Genomic DNA, 23892 nt, shown 5'->3' with positions numbered 1-23892 from the left:
CGGAGCATGAATGAAAGAAAACGCATATGAGATGCCTTGGCGCACGAATTATGAAGCCATGGCAGCAGCAGGTTGGCTGGTTGGTGCAACAGGGGCGATTGCCGCAGAAATGCTGACGGAGCTACCACCTGAGCCATTTTGGTGGATGACAGGGATTTCCTCGGGCATGGCGTTTTACCGCCTGCCTGAGGCTTATCGTCTTTATAAATTGCAGAAGGGACTAAAAGGAAAACCATTGGCTTTTATGGCGCTGTCGCATTTGCAAAAGGTGATGGCAAAACATCCTGATGAATTGTGGTTAGGTTATGGCTTTGAGTGGGACCAGCGTCATGCTCAACGTGTTTATGAAATATTAAAACGTGATAAGCAAACCTTGCTTAACCAGGGTCACGCCTCTTATCGAAAGAATAGCCAAATGGGTTCGACCTGGATTCATGGTGTCGAGCCCAAAGAAGAAGATGTGTACCAACCAGTTGGACACACTGAGGGGCATACCTTAATTGTCGGTACGACCGGTGCCGGAAAAACCCGTTGCTTTGATGCGATGATCACTCAGGCCATTTTGCGCAATGAAGCCGTGATTATTATTGACCCCAAGGGAGACAAGGAGCTTAAGGATAATGCGCAGCGAGCCTGTATTGCCGCCGGTAGTCCTGAGCGCTTTGTGTATTTTCATCCGGGTTTTCCAGAGCATTCAGTACGTCTTAATCCCCTGAGAAACTTTAACCGAGGCACTGAAATTGCCAGCCGAATTGCGGCATTAATACCATCTGAAACCGGTGCTGATCCATTTAAAGCTTTTGGCCAAATGGCACTGAATAACATAGTGCAAGGTTTGTTGCTTACTTCACAGCGTCCTGATCTGAAAACACTGAGACGATTCTTGGAAGGTGGCCCGGAAGGCTTGGTAGTAAAAGCCGTCACAGCCTGGGGGGAGCAGGTGTATCCGAACTTTAGTGTGGAGATCAAGCGCTTTACCGAAAAGGCCAATACCTTGGCTAAACAAGCCATGGCGATGCTGCTTTTCTACTACGAACGCATTCAGCCTGTTGCCGCCAATACCGATTTGGAGGGGCTATTGAGCATGTTTGAGCACGATAGAACCCACTATTCAAAGATGGTGGCCTCACTGATGCCGGTGCTCAATATGCTCACATCAAGTGAATTGGGCCCACTGTTATCACCGATTGCAAACGATGTGGATGACAGTCGGTTAATTACGGATTCTGGCCGTATTATCAACAATGCCCAAGTGGCGTATATCGGCTTGGATTCATTAACTGACGCCATGGTTGGCAGCGCCATCGGTTCGTTGCTTTTATCGGATCTCACCGCCGTGGCCGGTGACCGCTATAACTATGGTGTTGATAATCGTCCCGTAAATATCTTCATCGATGAGGCGGCTGAAGTCGTCAACGATCCCTTCATTCAACTGCTCAACAAAGGCCGTGGCGCAAAAATGCGTTGTGTGATTGCTACTCAGACCTTTGCTGACTTTGCCGCTCGTACAGGCAGCGAAGCTAAGGCTCGCCAGGTGTTAGGTAACATCAACAACCTGATAGCCCTTCGGGTGATGGATGCCGAAACGCAGCAGTACATTACCGACAATCTGCCTAAGACTCGGTTCCAGTACATCATGCAAACTCAAGGTATGTCGTCAAACTCGGACAGCCCCGCGTTATTTACCGGCAATCATGGCGAGCGCTTGATGGAGGAAGAAGGCGATATGTTTCCACCGCAGTTATTAGGCCAGCTTCCCAACCTGGAGTACATCGCCAAGCTTTCAGGTGGCCGTGTGATTAAAGGTCGCATTCCTATTTTAACCAGCTCTACACAGGCAGCATAAGGAGTCTGTATGCATCATTCTGTCTGTCTGAAAATGACAACACTTACCAGTAAAGAAATGCTCGCTCAGTGGCAGCAACATAACCCTCAGTTCAAGGAAGCTTTAAGACTGCTTGAAACCGATTGGCCTCACGCTTTGGCTTCAGTGCACTGTTTGGCGGACTATTTAACGGATGCGCTCACGTTAGATGGCCATTCCATCTTTGATTTGTGTCTGTGTAATGGCTTGGGCAGTTATGAAGAAGTCAGTTGTGATGATGACAGTGTGCGCCTGTGGCATTTCATTGAGGCACTGACTTGGACTGCCGCCAGTGCTTTAACGGGGATTCGCCTGCGTGATCCTGACCATTTCGAGTGGGCCGCTGTGGATGGTGTCTATTTCCACACCTGGATGCGTAATCGTCCGAATCGGATGGCGTATTTAGCTGAAGGACGCATCGATGTGCGTTATGAAAGTGGTCATACGACGACAAAGCGGCTTCAACAAGTGATTAAAGCCCGGATTATGACGCCAACCGTTGCAGCCATGCTGGCGCGAGTAGAAGAGGATGTTTGGCATGAGCAAGCATAAGTCGGTTTGGCTGCTGTGTCTGGCACTGATGCTAGAGATTATTGCCATTGGCGTGTTAGTGCCCGGTGATTGGACTGGCCGGGTTATTAGTAAAGAGAAGCAGATGATCCAAAATCAATTGGGCGCACAAACAAGCTATTGGATTGGTCAAACTAGCTATGGCTGGTATCAGTCATGGATTGTGGATACGCAGATGGAGCAATCTGTGCGAGATTTTCTAATCCCCACTGAAGAACAGCGACTGCGCTCTAAAGGGATGGAGAACATGGGAGGCTTTTGGTTTGTCTGGGTAGAAGACCGTATTCAGGCATTTTTTGATGTGTTGTACCAGGTGTTCACTCGATTTGCTTTGCTGATGGTCTGGTTGCCCTTTGCGCTTATTCTCATGTTACCGGCGCTGTGGGACGGCTTGATGACCTGGAAAATTAAGAAGACAACCTTTGATTTTTCGAGCCCTATCATTCACCGCTACAGCATGATTATCCTGGGCTCAGGCGTCATTTTGCTGTTTATGGGATTGTTCGCCCCGCTGGCTATTCCACCGGTGGTGTTACCGTCGCTGATCATCGGCTTGGCATTAATGGCGGGATTGGCGTTAAGTCACTTGCAGAAGAAGATATGAGGCCAGTGTTAATGACTGCCAAGACAGGTGATAACATCGAAAGATGATATGAATACCTGCATTATTCGCATCATTATTGGATGTGATTGTTGGTTTTATTCGAATCGTGCTATGATTTGAATGTGCTGTTATTTAAATCAAAAGGCGACAAGATGTGGATCTGGCAACAAGCTGACTGGCCAAACTTTATCTGGGATGAAAAGGTTATTGACCCCAAGTTACGAGACATTCGCTTTCACCAAGGGGTGTTGGTGGGCAAGATGTCGAGCCAACCTAAAGACCAAAAGCAAAGTATGTTAGACACGCTATTGGCGAACATTATTCATTCGAGTGCCATTGAAGGTGAGAAGCTCAACGCTTTTTTTGTTCGCTCGTCGTTGGCTAATAAACTTGGTCTTTCTGAAGAAAAACCATTTCCAACCACTGAACGCACTGATGGCCTTGCAGAAATAATGTTAGATGCGGTGGAGAATTTAGACTCGCCGCTCTCACTTGAGAGAATATTACAATGGCATAAACGACTGTTTCCTGAGGGCTACACCTTGTTCAACCCTGTTATAGGAGGGCAGTTACGCGGCGAAGAGCCTATGCAGGTTGTATCAGGTAGGATTGATAAACCCACGGTGCATTTTGAAGCGCCGAGCCGAGATGTACTTGAGTCCGAACTAGACGTGTTTATTCGCTGGTTTAATGACTCTCGTGAGGACCCAACTTTAGATCCATTACTTAGAGCTGCGATAACACATCTCTGGTTTGTGACGCTCCATCCTTTGGATGACGGCAATGGCAGGATCACCCGCTTACTCACTGATTTGGCGCTGGCCCAGGCTGAGCGCCAATCTGTCCGATTCTATGCAATGTCAGTGGCGATTCTAGCCAACCGTAAAAGCTACTACGAAATATTAGAGCAATCCCAGAAAGGTGAACTTGATATTACCGCTTGGCTTATGTGGTTTTTAAACACCTTAGGTGAAACCTTCACCAATGTGCTCGAAGAAATCGACCAAACGGTTTTTAAAACAAACTTCTGGCGAAATGTCGATCAAACGCGACTGTCCTCAGAGCAAGTAAAAGTGCTCAATCGAATGCTTGATGGAGATTTTGACCAAGGCATTAATACGTCGCAATACCATAAAGTGGCAAAAGTGAGTAAGCCAACCGCTTCTCGTCATTTAGCGGTGTTGGTCGAGATTGGTTGCTTGGTAAAAAGTGAAGCCGGAGGGAGGAGCACACGTTATAAGCTCGCGCACTTGAGTTAAAAATACGAACATTGAGAGAATACGCCAATAGAACTAGCGACAGTTTTCAACTAGCTTAAGGTTTGTGTGTTCGAGCGATTTTACGTGTAAGTTTCCGTTCGATTAGAGCAAGTTCGCGACTTAGTTTATGATATTCCCGTACAACACTATGATTTTTAAGTGCCTTTTCTTTCAATGTTTTTAGAGACATCAATTTTATCCCTACGCTAGTTCATAAGATTGGACTTGCAGCGTTGTCTTTTGATTTCTGAGAGCTGATAAATCATAAGCATTTTGCAGGCGCAACCAGTGGTCAGCAGAGGGTTTAGCAAAAGCCAGCTCCAAGCGTACAGCCATTTCCGAAGTTATTGCACCTCGTCCGTTCAATACCTTGGATAGGGTTTTACGGCTTACATTCAAGTGTTCTGCAACATCGGTAATCGTCAACTCCAACGGCTCGATGACCATCTCTTTTAATATCTCACCAGGGTGAGCAGGGTTATGCATAGTCATTGGTTATAAAACTCGTAGTTAACAATTTCTGCATCTCGTCCATTGAATCTGAATGTAACGTGCGAATTACCATGAGCTAATTGTAACCCTTAAGGTTGCGATATCAATCTGATTGTAAGTACAGAATCACTAAGCCACCTCAAAACCTTCAAGAATTCGGCATCTAGCTGACCACTGAAGCTGCCAATCCCAAGGCATTCTTCACTTCTCAAATTAAACAACGAGGAGTGACTATGGAACCTGTAAATATTCCATCCTATATCGACGACCCGCCGCACTTCCTGCTTTGGAGTGCCGATGAGATGGCTCCCATTCTGTTGGGGCTAGTGATCGGCATTTTTACCGGTAATGCCTTGGTTTTATGCCTGTTGGGGTTGGTGACAACCAAGCTCTATCGGCGTTTTCGTGATGGTCGCCCAGATGGTTTTATTCTTCACGCCATTTACTGGGTCGGACTGTTGCCAACCAAAGCCAAGACGATCCCTAACCCATTTATCAGGAGCTATCTGCCGTGAAGTTCGACGTGTTTTTAAAATCATGGCAAGGCACGCAATTAGAGAACCGATGGCAACGGTTCCTGATTGCGGTGCTGGTGCTATCTAATTTGCTGCTTGCGGTAGCGGCATTTTCTCGCAATACCGTGGTAGCTATTCAACCGCCAACCTTATCTGAAACGGCTGAAGTGTCACGAAACCAAGCTACTCAACATTACCTGGAATCCTGGGGGCTATACCTGGCTGAGCTTATGGGCAACGTGACGCCGGGTAATGTGTCTTTCATCCGGGTTGCCATTGAGCCGCTACTTTCTCCAGCGGTGTACCAGCAAGTGGTCGATGCACTGGAGATTCAGGCAAGACAAATCCGTGAAGACCGAGTCACGCTCAAATTCCAACCCAGACAAGTGGAATACGAGTATGAAACCGGCCATGTCTTTGTGACCGGTTATTCCTTGGTCTCTGGACCATCTGGCGATGAGCAACGCCAAACTCGCACCTATGAGTTTGACATCGATATTGAGCAATACCGTCCAAAGCTCAGTTGGATGGATACGTACGAGGGGCAAGCTAGAACGAAGCGCGTTCGTGAAAAGTTGACCCAAGAGCAAAACCGGAGGGTGAATGATGCGAACCAAAATTAGTCGATGGATGACACCAAGCTTAATTGCAACCAGCTTGAGTGGCGTCCTGTTATCTCAAGCGTCGTATGCAGACGTGGAATTGCCAATTGTGCCAGCCAGTGTGATGAAGCAGTCTGCTACTGCAAATCCACCGGTTCAAAGCAATACGGTTTCAACGGATGCGCCAACAACGCTACTGATGACACCGGGAGTCAATGAACTGATCCCTGTGGCACTTGGCCATCTGAATCGGATTGTGACGCCGTTTGAATCGCCTCAGGTGAGAACAACCAGTGATGCTCAGACGCAAATCAAGGGGAATGTTGTATATGTGGCCACGGACAAAGAATCACCGGTTTCACTTTACATCACTCCGCCTGGTCAGGAAGCGCCCGCATTATCTGTCACATTAGTACCTCGTCGTATTCCACCGCGTGAAATCACCTTAGCTATTGATGGTCAGCAGTGGCCTATTAAGGGCGTCGTTAACCGAAAAGCCGCCACTTGGGAAACGGCTCAGCCATACGTCGATAGCTTACGTGATTTACTCAGACGCCTTGCACTAAATGAGTTGCCACAAGGCTATGACATCCGTTTAGCTGGCCAAACTGACACAAGCCCGAAATGTTTTCAGCCAGGTTTAAAGTTTGGTTTTAAGCAGGGGCAAATTGTGACGGGACATTACTTCACCGTCTACGTAGGTCTGGTTGAAAGCTTTGCCGATGAGCCGATAGAAGCCAGTGAAATAGCCTGTAATGCACCGGATATAGTGGCAAGCGCCTACTGGCCTCGCAATATCTTGTTGCCGGGTGAAAAGACTGAGTTGTATGTGGTTGTTCGCAATCATCGTGAAGAAGCGGTGGAAAGTCAGCGACCTTCGCTTCTTGTGGGAGGTGAATAACGATGAAAGCACTATGGGAACAAATGAGCCCGAACATGAAGCGTGGCCTATCGGTTGCTGGTATTGCTGGTGGTCTCATTCTTATGGTGATGGTGTTTTCACCTAATCCTGACGATGGCTCAAGTAGTCGGAACAGACAGGAAACGATCCGGCACATTCTTACGGATACCAATACTCGTGATGTTGGGGTCGATAGTTTGGCTGCGAACGTAAAACTACTCAGTGAGCGCAATGAACAGTTACGTCGTGAAGTTGAGCGCTTGCGTCGTGACGTCGATTCAGGACGGCTAAGCTCAGGTTCGCCTTCTATACCAAGTGAGGTCAATGCGGAGTTGGCTCGCCTTAGAGCGGAACTTGATGATGTTCGCGCAGGAGGTGATGCAGCAGTTGAAGGCACAAATAGCCGTTTTGAAGTGCCTTTATCTGCCATGGAATTACCCAAAGACGAAAAGCCTCTGCCGTCTAACCCAGACGACTATTTTGCCAATGCGCCGCTGCCTGATCCGCTCTATCAGCAGCCAGCCAATGGCCAAGGTTCACGAGCACGAGATGTTCCATTGCCGCCAATCACGATTCGTATGATTGGGCCTGAAGTGGTTGTCGAGCCAGACGTTGTTGTGCAAGAAGCGCCGCCTTTGTATTTACCGGCGGGCAGCATCATCTCAGGTACTTTGATCACAGGTTTGGATGCACCTACTCACGAGTCTGCAAGACGTGAACCTTTTCCTGCATTGCTGAGGATTCAAAAGGAAGCCATTTTACCCAACCGATTTAGAGCGGATATCAAAGAGTGTTTCTTGATCGCCGCAGGTTACGGTGATTTGAGCTCTGAGCGTGCCTATTTGCGAGGCGAGACCATTTCATGTGTGAGAGAAGATGGTGGCGTCATTGAAACGCGACTGGATTCTTATGCCGTGGGTGAAGACGGCAAAGCCGGTATTCGTGGCCGATTAGTGTCGAAACAAGGCCAGCTGGTGGCCAAATCAATGATGGCTGGATTCCTTCAGGGCTTGGCTGGCGCATTTGATGTAAATCCTGTTCCGACGATTCAGACGGGTAATGCCGGTGATACTCAGCTGTACCAGCAAGTCATGAGCCAAGAAGCATTGCAAGGCGCTGCGATTAAAGGCACAGGTAAAGCATTGGATCGCGTGGCCAAGTTCTATTTGGACATGGCTGAAAATATGTTCCCAGTCATAGAGGTAGACGCTGCAAGGAAGATTGAAGTCATAGTCACTCGTGGGGCCTCGTTATCGTTGGCCACTTCGCAAGGGGGAGGTGCAAGAAGATGAAAAAATCCTGCATGTTGCTAACCGATCGAAGTCCGTTTCAGACAATAAGATGTGTATCCAGAGGAGAGTGAATCATGACGACATCAATGCAGAACAACCCAAAGCACCAGTCAAAACAGTGGTCTAAAGCTGGATTACTTTTATTGGCAGTCTGCTCAACCTTATTGTCTGGCTGTAGTTCATTGGGTCTTGGGAGTAGTGAATATGGATGCCCAGGTATGCCTGACGGTGTGCGCTGTTTATCCGCTCATGAAGTCTATGAGCTTACCAGTAATGGAGCTGCACCCAAGACGATTGATGCTGTGGCGACTCGAATTGGTTCTCCCTCTGGGTATTCACAATCTGATTTAGAGACAGGACTGCTGAGCCATCCAGCATTACCCGAGACGCAGCAATCTGCACCTATTCGCATTCCTTCAAGGGTAATGCGGATTTGGATTGCGCCTTGGGAGGATGACCGTGGAGATCTGAATTTATCCAGCTACGTGTTTACCGAAATTGAACCGCGCCGGTGGGATATTGGGGTGTCAGCACCTCGAACAGTTTCGCCAGTGCTACGTCCACTTCAGACTCAAAGCGATTCAGCGTCAGCGGGAGCTGCTGGTAAGCGCGATAACTTGAGTATCTACGGAGAAACTAACGAATGACAAATGCAGTTCGCACCATTCAAACTCAGCGCCTAATGACCATTGGTGCGCTTGGTTTAATGGCGTTAATGATTTCGGAGCCCTCATTTGCGGGCACCGGTGGTGATGCTTTCACCGATGTGTGGGATACCCTAAAAGATTGGACCCAAGGTACTTTGGGACGGATCGTAGCGGGAGCGATGGTTCTGGTGGGTATTGTGGGCGGTATCGCTCGCCAAAGCTTGATGGCTTTTGCCTTGGGCATTGGAGGCGGTATGGGTCTCTACAATACGCCAACAGTCGTTGAAAGTGTCATGTCTGCAACTTTACCTGTTGTTGCCAGCACTCAAGAAGTCGTTGGCACAACAGTTCCAGCAATCAGCGCCGTCTTACTGGGCACTTGATAAACTGAATAGAGACCTTTAAAAGGTTTGGGTCTACAAAGTCACTGCTTTGTGGACCCAATTTTTACATTCTAAATTCATTATTTGTAACGTTGCCTAGTAACTCGTTACTCACAGTTTTAAATAGTTTCGCCAACGTATTTTGCAGGTAAACTTGAAACTTATCCTGAGCTAGGGTTCTATCAAATACATCTGTTGGTAAGAAACGTTTCATTTCTGCAATGAACGCTTCACTAGACACAATATCAGGAAGTCGTTCGAGAAAGTTTTCCAACATTTTGTTGAAGTGCTCAAGTTTATAATCTGACACTTTGTTTTTAACTAAGTCCATATTGAGTGTCGCGCCTTGTTGCTGTAACCAAGCTAAATCCCATATATCTCGGTGGCGGACATACCTTGTAGTGGCAGGTAAAGAAATGATTTTATCCGCCATGACCTCATCCAAGCTTTCTGTCAGAATTAGCGTATCACTGTATCCATCAGGCAAAAAATCGTAGTTTATTTGAAGAGGTTGCGGCTCTCTTGTATAGGCTGGAATGTTTGCCACTTCTACTTTGATTTTTTGTTTTGGCAGATCTTTTCTCTCAGGAGAAGTCACTACCGCTATTTGCCACTTATCAATGCTCAATTCAGAATATTTAGGATCTTGCTTTAGATCCTTTGGTTCTTTTACTGTCACTTCAAGCCCGTATCGTTCGCCAATGTACTTTTCTATACAATATTTCATGTCTGCCAACATTGCTGAGCTGAAATCCTTCCCGCCAGCAAAATCCAGATCTTCGCTGAAACGATTGCCGCCATAACAAAGGCGCAATGAAGTGCCACCTTGAAAAGTTAGTTTGTCTAGAAGTCCACCTTTCTCTAGCGCAAATAAAATATCGTAGTGTAAGAGCTCTTTCTCTATCACTGAACGCATATGAGATACATTTTCAACTTGCATTGCTTTATTTACCAATTGCGCGAAATTTTCTTGATCAATTTTCATATAGCCCATCCTTGCTTACTAAATGTGTATTTCGGCCAACTCGTTTTAAGTCTCTGTATGCAGTTTGTTTCGTTGCTAACCTAAGCGGTCTGCCGACTAAACTGGTATTTTCTAAAATATCCATTGGATCTCGTTTCGTATGCGTAAATTCAATTGTACCCAAAGGTGTTTTGAATTCACCGGAACGTCCCGTTGTCATAACAGTTAAGCGATCTACTGGAATTTGCGAAATAACTCCAAAATCAGAAAGTGCAGACTCTAGGCTAATGTAGTTATATTCTCCACGCCGAATGGTTTTAGCAATTTGCTCCAACGTATCGCTGCCTTTCGACTGCGCTAAATTGTATAAGTACACACCATTAATGATACGGGTGAGTAAGCCATCGTCTTGCAAACGTTTAATTCCTGCACGCAATGCTCGTTCATTATCTTGATGAAAGATTTTCGCCAGATCTGAATTAGTAAAAACACAGCGACCACGCTTGTCGTATTCTAAGAGCTTTTTAATTGCCTCAGCCTTTTTCACAATACGCCTCTAGTTATTAAGGATGACACTTAAACATGTCATAAGTGTAGACTTAATCCTTGCGGAGTGCAAGTATACAATAACGACACTAAAAAATGTCAAACTTGTAAACTTGACTTCTGGGAGGAAAGGGCTTGGTTAGTTTACGCGGTGATGAAATTTAACACCCAGAGTGTGAAAAAGAGGATTTAGATAAACTAGATAAATTAGGGGAAGCCTGTAAGGCTGCCAGAATGAGAGCTATACCTCTACTAATAGTGCGTAACAACACGTGGCACCCTAGCAAGGCATCCAATTCTTCAATCTATCTAACCGAGTCCACATAGGACAACTGCATAGACTGGAGCCTCGATTTACATTAACGAGGACTCCTCATGCGAAAACTATCTCCAATTATTCTGGCGCTTGCGCTGTCTCCATTGGTTCAAGCCGAACCTGTGTCTGAAGTGTCGCCCGTTGGCAAAATTGACGGCATGGTTTCTTTACCTGTCACGGGTATGAAAGCGGTCGAAAGCAATGGCCGTATTGTTTTCATGTCAGACAGTGGCCGGTTCGTCATTGATGGCACGCTCTATGATGCCTGGTCGAAAAAGCCGCTTACCAGCCTTGAAGCAATTCGTGATGCGGGTAACACGTTGGACTTAAGTCGTCTTGGTTTAAAAATGGATGATTTGAACCCACTGACGCTGGGCGAAGGCAAAAAGAAAGTGGTGGTCTTTGTTGACCCACGATGCCCGCACTGCCATGAGCTTTTGAAACAAGCTTTACCGCTAACCAAAGAATACACCTTCCAAATACTTCCTGTGCCAGTGCTTGGTCCTGATTCAGAGCGTCAGGTTCGCCAGCTTGGCTGTGCGCGTGACAAAAAAGCGGCCACCGATGCATTGCTGAATGGCCGGATTGGTAACCTAGAACAGGATGATGCCTGCAACTTAGAACCAATGCAGCGTACCTTGGTGACGGCTCAAATCCTGGGCATTCAAGGTGTGCCTTTCATTGTCGCCAATGATGGTCGCATCAGCCGAGGCCGTCCTTATGACCTTTCTGCTTGGTTGGAGGGGCGTTAATGAAAGCCTCTCTGTATTCAGGGCAACGCGCTTCTGAGCTATTGCCTGTATTGGCCTATTCAGACGATGAGCAACTGTTTTTCATGGAAGACCAGAGTGTTGGCTTTGGTTTTCTATGTGACCCATTGCCCGGTGGTGATGAGTCTGTTGCAGACAGGGTTAATGTTCTTCTCAACAACGACTGGCCAAAAGACACTTTGCTGCAATTTGGCCTGTACGCCTCGCCTGATATTCAAACCGACCTTCAGCGCATGATGGGCTTGCGGCATCGTCAATCCGATCCATTGCTCAGGGCGTCGATACGCAAACGTGCGGATTTCCTCGATGGCGGCACGGTTCAACCGATAGAAGAATCGACCCAGACTCAGGTACGCAACTTTCAACTGATCGTCACCTGCAAATTGCCTCTGGAAAGTCCTATACCGACGGAGCGTGAGTTGAGTCGAACATCCGCGCTTCGGGCTTCTTTCTCGCAGGCGCTGACAACGGTTGGTTTTCGCGTTACTGAGATGACTGACCGAAATTGGCTCGCGGCATTAAGTGCGCAGCTTAACTGGGGGAAAGATGCTTCTTGGCGTAATCCATCTCCAATTCGAAGTGAGGCAGATAAACCACTTCGAGAGCAAGTGTTGGATTATGACCGGGCTATCAAGGTGGATAGCCAAGGTCTGATGCTGGGTGATTACCGAGTTAAAACCTTATCGTTTAAGCGCTTGCCTGAGCGGATCTGGTTTGGTCATGCCTCAAGTTTTGCGGGCGATATGATGACGGGCAGTCGCGGTTTACGCGGAAGCTTTTTGCTGAATGTCACCATTCACTTTCCTTCAGCTGAGGCGATGCGATCTCGTTTAGAGACGAAGCGTCAATGGGCGGTCAATCAGGCCTATGGCCCGATGCTCAAGTTTGTGCCGGTGCTTGCAGCCAAGAAAAAGGGATTTGATGTTCTTTTTGAAGCCTTGCAAGAAGGTGATCGTCCTATTCGGGCAAATATGACTTTGACGCTGTTTTCACCAACTGAAGAAGCGTCCATCAGCTCTGTTTCAAATGCTCGAACTTATTTCAAAGAACTCGGATTTGAGCTGATGGAAGACAAGTACTTCTGTTTGCCCATTTTTCTGAATGCCTTGCCATTTGGTGCTGACTGCCAGGCGATGAACGACTTGTTTCGATTCAAGACTATGGCGACACGGCATGTGATCCCTCTGTTGCCTTTGTTTGCGGATTGGAAAGGTACAGGCACGCCAGTGATTAACTTTGTTTCCCGTAATGGCCAGATCATGAGTGTGTCCCTTTATGACTCGGGCAGTAATTACAACTGTTGCATCGCGGCGCAATCAGGGTCGGGTAAGTCATTCCTAGTGAACGAAATCATCTCCTCCTACTTATCAGAAGGCGGGCAATGCTGGGTGATTGATGTTGGCCGCTCTTATGAAAAGCTGTGTGAAGTCTATGACGGTGAGTTCTTACAGTTCGGGCGGGACAGTGGCATTTGCTTAAATCCGTTTGAAATCGTTGAGGACTATGACGAAGAAGCGGATGTACTGGTTGGATTATTGGCCGCAATGGCCGCGCCTACGCAGTCATTAACTGATTTTCAGATGGCCAACCTAAAGCGTCAGACCCGTGAACTGTGGGAGAAAAAAGGTCGTGCCATGTTGGTTGATGATGTGGCAGAGGCTTTGAAAAATCACGATGACCGTCGTGTGCAAGACGTGGGTGAACAGCTCTATCCGTTTACGACACAAGGCGAATATGGCCGCTTCTTTAATGGCCACAACAATATTCGCTTCAAAAACCGTTTCACCGTTTTGGAGTTAGAAGAGCTCAAGGGGCGCAAGCATCTACAACAAGTGGTGTTGCTTCAGCTAATCTACCAAATCCAACAAGAGATGTACTTAGGTGAGCGGGATCGTCGCAAGATTGTGTTCATCGACGAAGCCTGGGATCTGCTGACTCAAGGTGATGTCGGTAAGTTCATCGAGACCGGTTACCGTCGATTTCGAAAATATGGCGGCAGTGCTGTAACGGTAACGCAGTCGGTCAACGATTTGTATGACAGCCCTACAGGTAAAGCCATCGCTGAAAACTCGGCCAATATGTACCTGCTTGGCCAAAAAGCTGAAACCATCAACGCGCTCAAAAAAGAAGGCCGCTTGCCACTCGGTGAAGGCGGTTATGAGTACCTGAAAACCGTTCATACCGTCACGGGTGTCTATTCCGAAATTTTCTTTATTACCGAGATGGGCACCGGGATTGGCCGCCTCATCGTCGATCCGTTTCACAAGCTGTTGTACTCGTCCCGTGCAGAAGATGTAAACGCGATTAAGCAGTTAACGCGCAAAGGCCTTTCTGTTGCTGATGCCATCTCCCAGTTGTTAAAGGAGCGAGGCTATGAATAAGACCACGCTTTGGCCATTTATGGCTTCTATTACTTTGTCTATTGCTGGTAGCGGTTTAATGACCAGCTGGCTCTTAATGAAAACACTCGAACCCATCCACAGCCAGTTGGCGTTAAGTACGCCCATTGCTGTCGTGGATTTTGGGGAGGCTTTGTTGTCACTGGGCCCCAATGCCAGCGAACAAGACATCGAATCCAGGTTGCTTCAGACCAATCAGCAAATTGAAAAGCTAAAAGCAGCCGGTTTTATCGTGCTGGATGCCCAAGCGGTGGTGGGTGCTGATGATTCTGTATTTGTGCCAGTAGGCTCAAAGGAGGTGTCTCATGCAGATACTCCGTAAAAGAATGCCTTGGCGGCCATATCTCATTCGGTTGACCGTTCTTGCGTTAATCATGGCCTTGGTAGGCACCTACGCCATGATGCGCTACCGAATAGGTATTGATACCCAGCAAGAGCGCTGCCTGCCTGATATCACGGTGTATCTGATTGACCTATGGAATAAAGAGCCGGTTAAGGATGGTTTGTATGCCTTCCACTCAAAAGGACTTGCTCCGTTATATAACGACGGTACTCGGATGCTGAAACGCCTTACAGGGATGCCTGGGGATGAAATCATTGTGACGCCTGAGCATGTGCTGGTGAATGGTGCTCAAGTCTCTACCGGCATGGCATTAGCCCAGCGTCTTGGTGTGGCTGAAACAGAATTTAGCCGCTCAATGACGCTGCAAGAAAACGAATATTGGTTTTCTGGCGAGGCAGCAACGAGTTTCGACTCCCGCTATTGGAATGCCGTTAAGCGCGAGCAGATTGTCGGTCGCGCTTGGCCGCTTTGGTAAGAGGTGGATGATGAGAAGACTATACCTCTTATTTTGGTTGGTTGCTCCATTGGCTTGGGTTCAAGTGTCCTGGGCACAAGAGCCTTATCCGTTGTCTGACGAGGACAAAAAGATCGTCGAAATGAGCCGCAGCATTTTACAAAGTGCTGTGGATGGCTCATCTGAATTTATTGAGCCTTTTGCACCGGTTGAACAATCTGCGTCGCTCAAACACAGCGATGAATGGGTGATATTTGCGTCGTCCTCACTGGGGGATTCGTCACTGAAGCAGCTATTTAAAGAGGCCAGTGCTACCGGCGCTATTGTGTTGTTTCGGGGAATTCCTGAAGGAAAGACCTTGGGGGCGGCTATCCGTGATTGGCATACCCTGATGACGGGGCTTGATCCTGTTCCTCAGGTTCGAATCGATCCGAGAGCCTTTGTGCACTGGCGGGTGACTAGCGTGCCTGCCATTTTCCGCATAGAAGATGATAAGGTGACTGCAAGTGCACTAGGGGTTTACAGCAAGGACTGGTTGCAGCGCCAAATTGAAACTGGCAATACCGGTTCATTGGGTCAACGCGGTCCGATTCACTCCATTTTAGAACCGGATTTGATGCAAGTGGCGATGCAGCGTTTACAGTCGATTGACCTGGGCGCGTTAAAGAAAAAAGCCATTGAGCGTTTCTGGTCTCGCCAAACATTTACTGACTTACCCGAAGCCACGCAGTATCGGATAAGAATGGTTGATCCAACCATCGTCATGCAGCGGTCACTATTGGATGCCAATGGTCGAACATTGATCCCAGCAGGAACGCGTATTAACCCGCTCAAAGCCTTGCCATTTACTCAGCAGCTCGTGGTGTTTAATGCGTCGAACGCTGAAGAAGTGGACGCAGTAGCGCATTGGCTTGAGACGCAAGATAGGACGCTGCGCCGCATTACGCTTATCACCACGCAGCTCGACCGTGCCCAAGGCTGGAATCGCCTCAATGCGCTCGAAAAGACATTGGATAGTCCGGTTTACCTTCTCAATGCCTCGCTAAAGCAGCGCTTTGATCTGCAAGTCACCCCATCGTTTGTTCAAGCAAAGGGGTTTGCGTTTGAAATAGAAGAAATTCCAGCAAAGGAGCTTGTTCATGAAAAAGCTCAATAATACGTATCGTCGGTTGCGTACTCTCGTTGTCATGCTTGTCCTGGGCGCATCTATTCCTGCTAAAGCCGAACTGACCTGCCCAGACGCGGGTTTATTATCGGGCAAGTTGCTGACGGATGTTTGCTGGTCATGCATTTTTCCTATCCGGGTTGCAGGGCTTCCTCTTGGCTCTGGCAATGTCCCAAGCGGCGCATCAAACAAGTCATTTTGCTTGTGTGAAGACAACTTAGGCGTGCCAAGGCCAGGTATTGTTACCAGCATGTGGGAGCCAGCGCGTCTGATTGAATTGGTCAGAACGCCGGGTTGTTCGCCTTCCTTGGGAGGGATTCGTTTACCGTTAGGTGATAGGAGACTGCAAGGTGGTCATGGCGAAGGTGAATACGACACCGGTGATCTCGCTTTCTACCACTATCATTATTACGCCTTTCCGCTTTTGGTCATGCTCGATTTGTTCATGGATGGCAATTGCAATGCTGATGGTTACATGGACTTTGACTTGATGTATTTGTCGGAATTGGACCCAACATGGCTGAACGATGAACTGGCCTTTTTTACTCAGCCTGAAGCGGCTGCCGTTGCCAATCCATTGGCTATATCTGCTTGTACCGCTGACGCTGCTTCATCAACGCTTGGTAAACCCATCGACCAGTTGTTTTGGTGTGCTGGCAGTTGGGGCCATCTCTACCCGTTATCTGGCCACACCTTAGCCTTCGGCTCATTAGCAGAAAACACCAGCCATTTAGCGGCGCGAGCAATCGCGGCTCAACACAGGCGTGGTCTTGCAAGGCGAACAATGGGGAACAGTGCGCTATGCCGACCTGTTATCGAACCCATGCTGCCGAAATCCCAATACAAGATGAGTATGTTCTTCCCTGTACCGGAAACTGAAAGTGCGCATGTCATCGGTGAAAGCACCATGAAATGGGGAGAGTGGCGAACGATCCCCGGTGCCGGTGAAGATACGCTCTACATTTTGTGGCGCTGGCAAGACTGCTGTAACTCGGGAGGTTAACCATGAAACCAACACTTTTTACCCGAGTGTTAGCGGGTATTTTATCAATCACTATGGCGTGCTTGCCCTTACATGGTGTGGCCGCTGATGTGCAGCGCCAATCCGGCCTAAGCGGACAACAAGAAGGTAAGCAATTGCTGCAAAACTGGACGATGCCCGCACTCAATGGCAATACATTGTCGGTGCCGAATGGCAGTGGTAATGAGTCCATTAACCTGCAAGAGCTTTTCCCTGGTATGGATCAAGGCTCATTGGATGTCTTAACGGGCGTTTATGGCTCTGATGCCAGCATGAATCAATTGGGGACACAGCGCCAAGAGAGCATGGCATCCGAAAGTGGCGCTACGGGTGAAGCATTTCGTTCGCTACAGCAAATCAAAGACAGGTCTCGGCCAAATATGGTCAATGATCCGCTTTGGGCATTAACTGATGCGGTTCAAACTGACCCAAATCTATTAACGCAAAGCTTCCCCGGCTGTGAGTCTCAAGGTGAAGGCAGCCCAAACTACCAGCAATGTGACAGGCTCAATACAGCGGTTAACAGCTGCACTATTACTCACGATTACACGGCAGGCATTATTGAGCATGTTTCAGGGCCGATGAACCTTCGCTCTTGTGGTGAGGGATGTCTTGAAGTTTGGATAGGGCGAATTGGTGACAACTACTGGAGTGGCCGTTGTAAAGTATTTGAACAGGCCATCACACTCAAAGTCGTGAATCCCGATGCGATTACCTCTGCCGTTCTTGAGTACGCAAAATGGGATGACTACATGCAAGTGTGGCTTGGCGATCAGAAAGTCTGGTCTGGGCCGAACAATAACTTTCCACCAGAAACGGCAGGTCGCTGCGAGCTCAGTACCAGTTGGGAGCGCAATCCAAATACCGATCTGACTGCCAAGCTAAAAGCGGTAGAGCCAGGTTTAGAAGTGCCGGTAAAAATTCGCGTATCGGTTACAGGTAGTGGTGAGGGGTATGCTCGCATCAAGGTGCGCTTTGATCCAACCAAGGTGGTGATGAATGATAGTTGGTCGCCACAATCCTGTATCGAACAAGCAGCGGATATCCCGACGAAGTTTTCAGACTACAGCATTCAATGCACGGATCAGCCTTCTTCAACCAACGGATGTACGGTGGTCAATGGTGTTTCAGTTTGTGAATCCTATTTTGCCCCAAGCCCAGTGGCTGGCATATCGCCTTTGTGTCGGCGTGTACAAGTTAGTGTGGATGATGAAAGCTATAAGGGGATTGAAAATCAGGCCTGCCAAGTGCTTGAAGCGAATCCTTCCTGTGGATTCATGTCGTCAGAATGTGCCGAAACCAATGATAAAGGTGAATGCATTCGTTTTACCGATACCTATGACTGTGGATTGCAAACCAGCGATCCAAAGTGTGTGGTATCCAACCTTATGCCAAGTAGTTTTGAGGCCTGTGAGCCTACTCAGACGATTACGCCATTTACGGAAACCAAGCATGTACCGGATTACCAGGTGTGCGAGAAGATCAGTACGCTTACTCAGTGTCAGTTAGAGCGACGTGTATCCGCTGAAACCCATCAACAAAGCTGGTCCATTGAGCGAGGTTGCTTTAGCTCCGAAACGCTCAGTTTTGTTCCACAGCACAGCAGTACTATGCAAACTGGAAACGCGACGCTGAGGATTTTTGATAATCAAAATACTGAGATACAAATCACCGAGTCGCCATCGAAGGCAAATGGTTGGAAAACGACACTCTCATTGACGGGCAACAAGGAGACGGTGACTGAGACGAAACCGTCCATTAAGTACCCTGAAATGACCTGTCCAAAAGGAACCTTGGTTGGCTCATTGTGCAAGGTCGTTAATGGGTCGATTATTTCGTGGCATGAACCTCAGGAAGTCACTCGTTCCAGATGTGAATCCGGCTGGAATAAAGTCGATTTCGACACTTGCAGCCGAGAAGTCCAGAAGTGTTTGGTTCCTGCGAAACTGAGAGCTTCATTGACCTTCTCCGGCAAGTACTTAGAACAGGACATTGTTCATCAATCAAGTGATCCCGGCATAGACCAATGCTTGATGCAAACGGATCAGTTCACTGCGGTGCAGTGGCAGTGTTTGGATACGGGCACAAAACGAATCGACGGGTTAACGGTTGGTAGTGGCGAGTTGGCCAATCTTGGAAGCCTTTATCCGGCTGTTGTTTCGTCTCCTGCTCATTTAACCAGTCGCGGCAGTTCTGATGGACTGGGGCTCTCATGCTGGAGGGCAAGAGCGACCTACAATGCTTCGACTGCTCATCCAGAGTTCAACATGGGCAGCTCAGATAGCTGGGTAGATGCCAATGGTAATACACAAACCATCGTCAATAACGGACAAAACACGACCACCAATACGTGTGCCGCGCTAGAGCAAAACCCTGCCTGCCAGTATGTCAGAACCGAATGCACTGAAGGCGGGGCTGGTCATGAAGGCTTCTGTTATATCCAAAGTTTGGTGTATGACTGCGGACAAAGCGTTGAAGTGCAAAATGCTCGAATGGAAACTCAATACAACTGTGAGGGGCCAGTTCGCTGTATGGGCACTGATTGTTTAGAGCCAGAGTCAATCAAGCAGGCTAACTTTGCAGAAGCAGCTGCGATGCTTAATGCGGCGCAGTTTATGACCAATGATATGTCATGTACGGGCGCTGATGGCCAAGATAACGTCGAGTGTACGGTCTTTAAAGGTAATGCTGGCCAGTGCAAAAAAGCCGTTGGTGGCATAGTGGATTGCTGTGAAAAGCCAAGTGGCGTGTCGTTATCGGATTACATCACGATGATAGTGGCGGTTAACAAGCTTGATACGGCAGTCATGGCCATGAATCCGTCTTCGGCAATCTATGGTTCGTGGAATACGCTCAGGGAACCAATCACCAGTACCTGGAGTGCGGTTAAAGAGCCTTTTGTGTCTGCATGGGACTCTCTCATGGGGGCTGGGCCATCAACGGCTGCTGGCGCGGGAGCGGAGCAAGCTGCGACTGGCTTTATGCAGGTGTTGACCAACAAAACGGCTGAGTGGGTAGGCTCTACGTTTGGTTCGGGGGCGCAATCGGCACTGTTTAGTAACGTTGGTGGCGCAGTTGGAGCCGATGGTGTCGTTTCGGGTGGTAACTTTGCCCTGGGGGGCGCTGCGGGCGCGGTTCTGAGTACGGTTATGACGGCCTACATGATTTATTCAGTCACTATGATCCTCATTCAGCTTATCTGGAAATGTGAGCAGAGCGAGTTTGAAATGAACGCCAAGCGGGTATTGAAGAGTTGCCACTATGTAGGCTCTTACTGCAAGTCTAAGTTCTTAGGTGCCTGTGTTGAAAAACGGCAGTCATATTGCTGTTTTACTTCGCCACTTTCACGGATCATTCAAGAACAAGTGCGTCCGCAACTTGGTCTTGGCTGGGGCAGTGCGAAATCTCCCAACTGTGAAGGTTTGACCGCGAGTCAGTTAAACCAAGTGGATTGGAGCCAAGTCAATCTTGATGAATGGATAGGTATTTTATCGATAACTGGCAACCTACCTGAAGTATCGTCACTGGATCTGGAACGACTCACAGGCTCAGGAAGTACGCTAAATGTTGATGGAAACCGTCAAAGTGCCGCAGATAGAGCCATTGAACGGCTAAACGGAATGGATGCACAGAAACTGCGTCAGGAGGCGACGGAAGAAATTTCGGGGAATAATTGAGTGTTGTACCAGAGGTGGTTAGGGGTAGACTTTAGCTCAGACGGCTTTTCATTAATGTTTCATATTGGTTACTTTAATGCATTTTTTCGCTACAAAGTAACCATTTTTGCACTTTATAATTGCAGCTCGAACATAATTCAGATAACTCGGTTTTGCCCCAAAATGAGTTAGAGTTAGCGCCTCAATTGAGCGAAAACCAGCTCTTCCCGTTCTTTATTTTTGACTGTTCATTTACAAGTTTTTCGTATAGTCAGGAAAACGACCGAATCGCTCGTAGATTAAGATTGTTAGGGGTACATTTAGTGTCATGTGAAAACTTAATCTCATTAGCAATTATTTTGAGTTATTTCTCGGCACTTCTGATGGGGATTCTGGCTATTGTGGTAATTATTGAGGCACGATTGTTATTCACTGCAACTATACTGTCGATGTTTTTAATAATTATAGTAGGCAGCACATATACCTTAAGCTTTAACCATGGGCTCAAAAATGGAGCTACAATTCTTTTGTCGCTGTTTCTGGCTGGCACTTTTTATACGCTATGTTTGTTTTTAGCTGTCATTTTAACAGGTGATTTCACACTTGATAAAATGGTAGCAATATTAGGTTTTGAGGCTCTTTTAAGTTTATTTGCCTCGAAGGTAGCAATTAAACAATGGACGAAAAACAGCCGGCTGGCGCTCATTCTTCGCTTAGTTTAGCCTGCTATTTTCCGCTGTTTATTAAGGTGTTAGCATGCCAAGTGCTGATGAATTTAGCTTGCTCATTGGATAAGTAAGAATTTGAACGTCGTTTGGCCGAACTGAGCCCTCCAAATGACTTCAGGAAATGCTAGAAGAGCATAGCGAGATTGCTTAGCAGGATTTTAAAGTAATTTAATGGATGAATATTTTGGCTGACAGTTTTGTTAGCCAATTTTTATATATTGAGTTATATTGGCCTGATTAAAAAATTATTTTCAATGGATAGAGAAAATGGGCTTTTTACCAGACTGGGCTGATACATTTATCACTAATGTGTCCCGCGAGTTCGACGCCAATAACAATATAAAATTTTCGCGCCCAGTAAAGAGAGGTACTGTTCTAAGAGTAGAAAAAGATGAACTTATAACACCTTGCTATTACCACTTTGGGATTTATGCCGGGGAAGGAAAGGTAATACACTTTTCACGCGGAGAAGTCAGAAAAGATGAGTTGGATGTGTTTCTCGAAGACACAGGGATGTTCAATTCTGACATCGATATTATGTATTTTGATCCTGAATACTCATCCAAGTACACACTTGAAAAGTCGTATCGTAGGGCTAAGTCAAAGCTTGGAGAGCGAGATTACCAGTTGCTGAAAAATAACTGTGAGCATTTTGCCGTGTGGTGCAGAACAGGTAAGGCTGTGTCGGCTCAAGCCTTTGGTTCTAAATCAAATCATTACGGAGCACTTAATCTCCCCGGCATCATTAGCTTTTTCAACAATGAGCTAGGAATGGATGTTTCTAGAAGCGTGTCAATCGACGACTTTGATTAATGTAACTCTATGACATTAAGCTTGCCAAACCGGGACATTATTGGCCCATAATACGGTTGTTATATACAGTGGTGTTATTAAGTGCTCGGGGTCAGATCTTGCACCGTGCATTATTCGTGTCTGCTTTTTGTATAGAGCAGTCCTTCAGCTCTAAATTGTTTTTGTCCAGCTTCGAGTTAGTCGAATCTGGGCTGGCACATTTTTGCCCCTTTTCGAGTTAGCAAATTGCATATTTTGCAAATTGGTTTTGCCCCAAAACGTGTTGAGGCGAATGCCTCAAAAGAGCGATAACCGGACACTGAAAAAGTTAAATTTATTCCTACTTCTTTGACTAAGAGCCTAATTTTGTCCGATAACATTATTAAACGCCGTTTTGGTGTGTTATAAACCACCAAAATGGTGTTCAATGGTAATCCCCCAATAATAGATGCCAAACGTAGAATTTTCTCTTATTGTAAACACAGGAGAAAATTATGAAAAAAGCACATTTTACAGACAGTCAGATCCTCGCCATTTTGAAGCAAGCCGAAAGCGGTGTGCCGATCCCAGAGCTATGCCGTGAGCATGGCATGGGCAACTCAACCTTTTATAAATGGCGTGCAAAATATGGCGGTATGGATGCATCTTTAATGACGAGAATGAAAGAGCTTGAAGATGAAAACCGCTGTTTAAAGAAAATGTATGCTGAAGAGCGACTCAAATCAGAGGTCATTCAGGAGGCCATGGCAAAAAAGTGGTAAAGGCTTCTGAGCGCAAAGTATTGGCACATGAAGTCGTTAGCACAAATAGAATGAGCATTGCCTTAGCCTGCCGTACTTTTATGATCAGTGAAACTTGTTATCGTTATGCGTCGATATTAAAAAATGAAAATCTAAAAATAGCAGAGCTGTTACTCGCTCTGACTGAGTCAAAGCGAAGCTGGGGTTTTGGATTATGTTTTTTATACTTGCGCAATGTAAAAAAGCACAAGTGGATTCACAAGCGAGTTTACCGCATTTATCGTGAGCTTGAGTTAAACTTGCGGATCAAGCCTAGGAAACGCTTAAATAGGGATAAGCCTGAGCCATTGGCAGTACCAGAAACCATCAATGAATGTTGGTCAATGGATTTTATGCATGACCAATTAGCGGATGGCAGAGCGTGTCGATTGTTTAATGTCATTGATGACTTTAATCGTGAAGGGCTCACTATTGACGCTGATTTATCACTGCCTGCTGAACGTGTGATCCGCTCGTTAAATCAAATTATAGAGTGGCGCGGTAAACCAAAAGCTATTAGATGTGATAATGGCCCAGAATATATTAGCAAGCAACTAGCGCAATGGGCGTTGAATAATGATATCGAGTTACGGTTTATTCAACCCGGCAACCCGCAGCAAAATGCCTATATAGATCGCTTTAACCGAACGGTTCGTTACGACTGGTTAAGTCATTATATTTACAGTGATATTAGTGAGTTACAAGATAGAGCGACTGATTGGCTATGGACTTATAATAATGAACGCCCTAACATGGGGTTAGGTGGTATAACACCCATACAAAAGCTGGAAAAGTTAAACAACGGAAATTCTACAGCTAGCCTCCATTAA

At 47.0% G+C, this 23892-nt stretch carries 23 protein-coding genes; 20 read left to right on the top strand and 3 right to left on the bottom strand.

Translation table 11 applies throughout. From position 1 onward, the window contains the following. The first annotated feature begins 10 nt into the window (after nucleotides 1–10). From traD to KQP93_RS16360, 4 genes are all read left to right on the top strand, one after another. Nucleotides 11–1846, top strand: coding sequence for a conjugative transfer system coupling protein TraD (traD, locus tag KQP93_RS16375; protein WP_217875236.1), 1836 nt, complete (start codon nucleotides 11–13; stop codon nucleotides 1844–1846). 9 nt (nucleotides 1847–1855) lie between these two features. Then, nucleotides 1856–2416, top strand: a complete 561-nt coding sequence (locus KQP93_RS16370) for a conjugative transfer protein (RefSeq protein ID WP_074989428.1) — start codon at nucleotides 1856–1858, stop codon at nucleotides 2414–2416. Further along, complete coding sequence (locus KQP93_RS16365) at nucleotides 2403–3038, top strand: DUF4400 domain-containing protein (protein ID WP_217875235.1); 636 nt, start codon at nucleotides 2403–2405, stop codon at nucleotides 3036–3038. Before KQP93_RS16370 ends, KQP93_RS16365 begins: the two co-directional genes overlap by 14 nt. Nucleotides 3039–3190: 152 nt before the next feature. Beyond that, the gene (locus tag KQP93_RS16360) at nucleotides 3191–4297 is read left to right on the top strand and encodes a Fic family protein (protein WP_217875234.1); all 1107 of its coding nucleotides are present in this window, start codon (nucleotides 3191–3193) and stop codon (nucleotides 4295–4297) included. Nucleotides 4298–4498: 201 nt separating this feature from the next. Here KQP93_RS16360 and KQP93_RS16355 read toward each other — a convergent pair whose 3' ends face one another. Next, a complete protein-coding gene (locus tag KQP93_RS16355) occupies nucleotides 4499–4789 on the bottom strand; it encodes a HigA family addiction module antitoxin (protein ID WP_217875233.1) in 291 nt (96 codons plus the stop codon). Between the two features lie 233 nt (nucleotides 4790–5022). On the opposite strand from KQP93_RS16355, the gene traL reads away from it, so the two are divergent. The 6 genes from traL (at nucleotide 5023) to traA (ending at nucleotide 9129) form a co-directional block, all read left to right on the top strand. Then, a complete protein-coding gene (traL, locus tag KQP93_RS16350) occupies nucleotides 5023–5304 on the top strand; it encodes a type IV conjugative transfer system protein TraL (protein ID WP_040132784.1) in 282 nt (93 codons plus the stop codon). Next, the gene (locus KQP93_RS16345) at nucleotides 5301–5927 is read left to right on the top strand and encodes a type IV conjugative transfer system protein TraE (protein ID WP_217875232.1); all 627 of its coding nucleotides are present in this window, start codon (nucleotides 5301–5303) and stop codon (nucleotides 5925–5927) included. The genes traL and KQP93_RS16345 overlap by 4 nt, the downstream gene beginning before the upstream one ends. Next, nucleotides 5911–6807, top strand: a complete 897-nt coding sequence (locus KQP93_RS16340) for a TraK domain-containing protein (RefSeq protein ID WP_217876809.1) — start codon at nucleotides 5911–5913, stop codon at nucleotides 6805–6807. Before KQP93_RS16345 ends, KQP93_RS16340 begins: the two co-directional genes overlap by 17 nt. 2 nt (nucleotides 6808–6809) lie before the next feature. Further along, nucleotides 6810–8099, top strand: coding sequence for a TraB/VirB10 family protein (locus tag KQP93_RS16335; protein WP_217875231.1), 1290 nt, complete (start codon nucleotides 6810–6812; stop codon nucleotides 8097–8099). A gap of 74 nt (nucleotides 8100–8173) precedes the next feature. Beyond that, complete coding sequence (gene traV / locus KQP93_RS16330; protein ID WP_217875230.1) at nucleotides 8174–8746, top strand: type IV conjugative transfer system lipoprotein TraV; 573 nt, start codon at nucleotides 8174–8176, stop codon at nucleotides 8744–8746. Continuing rightward, nucleotides 8743–9129 carry a TraA family conjugative transfer protein gene (gene traA, locus KQP93_RS16325; protein ID WP_143692912.1) on the top strand — a complete coding sequence of 129 codons (387 nt, stop codon included), beginning with the start codon at nucleotides 8743–8745 and terminating at the stop codon, nucleotides 9127–9129. Before traV ends, traA begins: the two co-directional genes overlap by 4 nt. A gap of 64 nt (nucleotides 9130–9193) precedes the next feature. Here traA and KQP93_RS16320 read toward each other — a convergent pair whose 3' ends face one another. Continuing rightward, nucleotides 9194–10114 carry a nucleotidyl transferase AbiEii/AbiGii toxin family protein gene (locus tag KQP93_RS16320; protein WP_175080733.1) on the bottom strand — a complete coding sequence of 307 codons (921 nt, stop codon included), beginning with the start codon at nucleotides 10112–10114 and terminating at the stop codon, nucleotides 9194–9196. Next, nucleotides 10104–10640 carry a type IV toxin-antitoxin system AbiEi family antitoxin gene (gene abiEi / locus KQP93_RS16315; RefSeq protein ID WP_007105006.1) on the bottom strand — a complete coding sequence of 179 codons (537 nt, stop codon included), beginning with the start codon at nucleotides 10638–10640 and terminating at the stop codon, nucleotides 10104–10106. The genes KQP93_RS16320 and abiEi overlap by 11 nt, the downstream gene beginning before the upstream one ends. A gap of 374 nt (nucleotides 10641–11014) precedes the next feature. On the opposite strand from abiEi, the gene KQP93_RS16310 reads away from it, so the two are divergent. The 10 genes from KQP93_RS16310 to KQP93_RS16265 all read left to right on the top strand — a co-directional run bounded on the left by KQP93_RS16310 (nucleotide 11015) and on the right by KQP93_RS16265 (nucleotide 23892). Continuing rightward, nucleotides 11015–11707, top strand: a complete 693-nt coding sequence (locus KQP93_RS16310; RefSeq protein WP_217875229.1) for a DsbC family protein — start codon at nucleotides 11015–11017, stop codon at nucleotides 11705–11707. Further along, the gene (gene traC, locus KQP93_RS16305) at nucleotides 11707–14106 is read left to right on the top strand and encodes a type IV secretion system protein TraC (protein ID WP_217875228.1); all 2400 of its coding nucleotides are present in this window, start codon (nucleotides 11707–11709) and stop codon (nucleotides 14104–14106) included. The genes KQP93_RS16310 and traC overlap by 1 nt, the downstream gene beginning before the upstream one ends. After that, on the top strand, nucleotides 14099–14446 hold the full coding sequence (locus tag KQP93_RS16300; protein ID WP_217875227.1) for a plasmid-related protein: 348 nt from the start codon (nucleotides 14099–14101) through the stop codon (nucleotides 14444–14446). The genes traC and KQP93_RS16300 overlap by 8 nt, the downstream gene beginning before the upstream one ends. Nucleotides 14447–14525: 79 nt before the next feature. Then, nucleotides 14526–14942 (top strand): S26 family signal peptidase, encoded by a 417-nt coding sequence (locus tag KQP93_RS16295; RefSeq protein WP_440590085.1) that lies wholly within the window; start codon nucleotides 14526–14528, stop codon nucleotides 14940–14942. Nucleotides 14943–14949: 7 nt separating this feature from the next. Further along, nucleotides 14950–16077, top strand: coding sequence for a TrbC family F-type conjugative pilus assembly protein (locus tag KQP93_RS16290; RefSeq protein ID WP_440590084.1), 1128 nt, complete (start codon nucleotides 14950–14952; stop codon nucleotides 16075–16077). Next, nucleotides 16061–17089, top strand: a complete 1029-nt coding sequence (locus tag KQP93_RS16285; protein ID WP_217875225.1) for a TraU family protein — start codon at nucleotides 16061–16063, stop codon at nucleotides 17087–17089. The genes KQP93_RS16290 and KQP93_RS16285 overlap by 17 nt, the downstream gene beginning before the upstream one ends. 2 nt (nucleotides 17090–17091) lie before the next feature. Then, nucleotides 17092–20784, top strand: a complete 3693-nt coding sequence (gene traN / locus KQP93_RS16280) for a conjugal transfer protein TraN (protein ID WP_217875224.1) — start codon at nucleotides 17092–17094, stop codon at nucleotides 20782–20784. Nucleotides 20785–20903: 119 nt separating this feature from the next. Beyond that, nucleotides 20904–21485 carry a hypothetical protein gene (locus KQP93_RS16275; protein ID WP_217875223.1) on the top strand — a complete coding sequence of 194 codons (582 nt, stop codon included), beginning with the start codon at nucleotides 20904–20906 and terminating at the stop codon, nucleotides 21483–21485. A gap of 273 nt (nucleotides 21486–21758) precedes the next feature. Further along, a complete protein-coding gene (locus KQP93_RS16270; RefSeq protein WP_217875222.1) occupies nucleotides 21759–22304 on the top strand; it encodes a lecithin retinol acyltransferase family protein in 546 nt (181 codons plus the stop codon). A 473-nt stretch (nucleotides 22305–22777) separates the two neighbouring features. After that, nucleotides 22778–23892 (top strand): IS3 family transposase gene (locus KQP93_RS16265; protein ID WP_217875221.1). Its coding sequence is split into 2 segments (ribosomal slippage): nucleotides 22778–23030 and nucleotides 23030–23892, totalling 1116 coding nucleotides; the frame shifts between segments, so codons are not numbered across the junction.

This window comes from Pseudoalteromonas shioyasakiensis, from assembly GCF_019134595.1.
In the GTDB taxonomy this organism is placed as follows: Bacteria; Pseudomonadota; Gammaproteobacteria; order Enterobacterales; family Alteromonadaceae; genus Pseudoalteromonas; species Pseudoalteromonas shioyasakiensis_A.
This window is presented reverse-complemented; position numbering and strand designations above follow the sequence as displayed.

Excerpts from the sequence above, each read along its gene's own strand:
- traD (WP_217875236.1), top strand. The coding sequence starts at position 11 with ATGAAAGAAAACGCATATGAGATGCCTTGGCGCACGAATTATGAAGCC.
- KQP93_RS16370 (WP_074989428.1), top strand. The coding sequence starts at position 1,856 with ATGCATCATTCTGTCTGTCTGAAAATGACAACACTTACCAGTAAAGAA.
- KQP93_RS16365 (WP_217875235.1), top strand. The coding sequence starts at position 2,403 with ATGAGCAAGCATAAGTCGGTTTGGCTGCTGTGTCTGGCACTGATGCTA.
- KQP93_RS16360 (WP_217875234.1), top strand. The coding sequence starts at position 3,191 with ATGTGGATCTGGCAACAAGCTGACTGGCCAAACTTTATCTGGGATGAA.
- KQP93_RS16355 (WP_217875233.1), bottom strand. The coding sequence starts at position 4,789 with ATGACTATGCATAACCCTGCTCACCCTGGTGAGATATTAAAAGAGATG.
- traL (WP_040132784.1), top strand. The coding sequence starts at position 5,023 with ATGGAACCTGTAAATATTCCATCCTATATCGACGACCCGCCGCACTTC.
- KQP93_RS16340 (WP_217876809.1), top strand. The coding sequence starts at position 5,911 with ATGCGAACCAAAATTAGTCGATGGATGACACCAAGCTTAATTGCAACC.
- KQP93_RS16335 (WP_217875231.1), top strand. The coding sequence starts at position 6,810 with ATGAAAGCACTATGGGAACAAATGAGCCCGAACATGAAGCGTGGCCTA.
- traV (WP_217875230.1), top strand. The coding sequence starts at position 8,174 with ATGACGACATCAATGCAGAACAACCCAAAGCACCAGTCAAAACAGTGG.
- traA (WP_143692912.1), top strand. The coding sequence starts at position 8,743 with ATGACAAATGCAGTTCGCACCATTCAAACTCAGCGCCTAATGACCATT.
- KQP93_RS16320 (WP_175080733.1), bottom strand. The coding sequence starts at position 10,114 with ATGAAAATTGATCAAGAAAATTTCGCGCAATTGGTAAATAAAGCAATG.
- KQP93_RS16310 (WP_217875229.1), top strand. The coding sequence starts at position 11,015 with ATGCGAAAACTATCTCCAATTATTCTGGCGCTTGCGCTGTCTCCATTG.
- traC (WP_217875228.1), top strand. The coding sequence starts at position 11,707 with ATGAAAGCCTCTCTGTATTCAGGGCAACGCGCTTCTGAGCTATTGCCT.
- KQP93_RS16300 (WP_217875227.1), top strand. The coding sequence starts at position 14,099 with ATGAATAAGACCACGCTTTGGCCATTTATGGCTTCTATTACTTTGTCT.
- KQP93_RS16295 (WP_440590085.1), top strand. The coding sequence starts at position 14,526 with ATGCGCTACCGAATAGGTATTGATACCCAGCAAGAGCGCTGCCTGCCT.
- KQP93_RS16290 (WP_440590084.1), top strand. The coding sequence starts at position 14,950 with ATGATGAGAAGACTATACCTCTTATTTTGGTTGGTTGCTCCATTGGCT.
- KQP93_RS16285 (WP_217875225.1), top strand. The coding sequence starts at position 16,061 with ATGAAAAAGCTCAATAATACGTATCGTCGGTTGCGTACTCTCGTTGTC.
- traN (WP_217875224.1), top strand. The coding sequence starts at position 17,092 with ATGAAACCAACACTTTTTACCCGAGTGTTAGCGGGTATTTTATCAATC.
- KQP93_RS16270 (WP_217875222.1), top strand. The coding sequence starts at position 21,759 with ATGGGCTTTTTACCAGACTGGGCTGATACATTTATCACTAATGTGTCC.